Source organism: Ruegeria sp. SCP10 (assembly GCF_040329495.1).
In the GTDB taxonomy this organism is placed as follows: domain Bacteria; phylum Pseudomonadota; class Alphaproteobacteria; order Rhodobacterales; family Rhodobacteraceae; genus Ruegeria.
In genome coordinates this window covers 1-1,368 of sequence record NZ_JBDZYF010000057.1, presented here as the reverse complement: position 1 = coordinate 1,368, position 1,368 = coordinate 1, and the positions used below count along the sequence as shown (strand labels likewise).

1 protein-coding gene is annotated in these 1,368 nt (G+C 51.4%); it reads left to right on the top strand.

Annotated features, from left to right (window positions below):
- The first annotated feature begins 154 nt into the window (after positions 1-154).
- Entirely contained in the window at positions 155-1,294 is a 1,140-nt protein-coding gene (locus ABLN87_RS22220; protein ID WP_353014289.1) for an MFS transporter, read from the top strand.
- Positions 1,295-1,368 lie beyond the last annotated feature (74 nt).

Genomic DNA, 1,368 nt, shown 5'->3' with positions numbered 1-1,368 from the left:
CGTTTAGCACTCCCGGTTTCGGATCCTAAAGTGTCTGCTGTAGCTGTGATTTACGACTCAGGCGTGGATAATTGTACCTGCCGCTGTAACCTGTCAGCGCTCGGCTGCATCAAAGTGTTCAGTTCCAATCGTTGTCTGACCGGATGCACGCGTAATGCCAAGAAACTTGATCATAGGCCTTCTGGCCTTTCTTACGCTTATTGATCTCTTTGGCGCTCAGGCACTTTTGCCGCAATTGCGTGCGAAGTTTGATGTAGATCCATCCAGCGTCGGACTCGCGGTCAATTCCTCGATTTTCGGCATGGCCGTCGCAGGAGTTATCGTCGTTTTTCTCAGCCAAAAGATGGATCGAATGCGTGGAATTGTCTTTAGTCTGGCGTTACTGGCAGTTCCGACCTTTCTGTTAGGATTTGTAGACGATCTTGCGTTGTTTTCGGCCCTCAGGGTTGTTCAGGGCATTTTGATGGCCTCGGCTTTTACACTTACGATGAGCTATTTGTCCGAGGAGTGCCTGGCCACCGAAGCCGCGACTGCCATGGCGGCCTACATAACCGGGAACGTTCTGTCCAATCTGATCGGTAGAATCATGGCTGCAAACTTTGCGGATTGGTTCGGTTTGAGCGTGAGCTTCTGGCTTTTTGCTCTATTGAATCTTTCTGGCGCGGCCTTGGCATTTTTCTGCTTATCAAGCACCTCTTCTCGCGTGCGAAGTCCGAGCACGCCGACCGTTTTAGAAGCAGTCAAAATTCATCTCGCGAACCGAAGTCTTCGGACGAGCAACCTCTTGGGCTTCGTGATCTTGTTCGTGTTTCTGGCTGTGTTCACTTTTGTCAACTTTGTACTTTCACAGCCGCCATTTGACCTGTCCGGCCCTCAGCTAGGTCTTGTCTACATTGTTTTCATTCCATCGCTTTTTACCACCCCCCTAGCCGGGAGATTGTCGGCCAAGCGCGGTGTTTTTGAGGCATATACAGTTTCGATGCTTGTTGCAGTCGCCGGACTGGGCAGCCTGATGTCGTCATCGCTCGTTTTGGTACTGTTGGGTTTGGCGGTCGTTGCCGTTGGCACATTTTGCGCTCAGGCCGTCATCTCCGGGAACATTGGTACTGTTGCGACCGTGGATCGCGCAACGGCAAGTGGGATGTATCTGACCAGCTACTATGTCGGGGGTCTGGCCGGGACGGCTGTTATGGGTCCGGTATTCAGTCGGCTCGGATGGAATGTCGTTCTGTCTATGCTGGTGCTTGTCTGTTTTCTGTCGCTTTTGGTTGCCGCTCCTTTGAGACAGCGCTGACCTAACTCAAAAAAACTTAACCTCATTCTGTGTTCAACCAGAGGAAACTTCACATGGAAAAACCAAAGACAGCG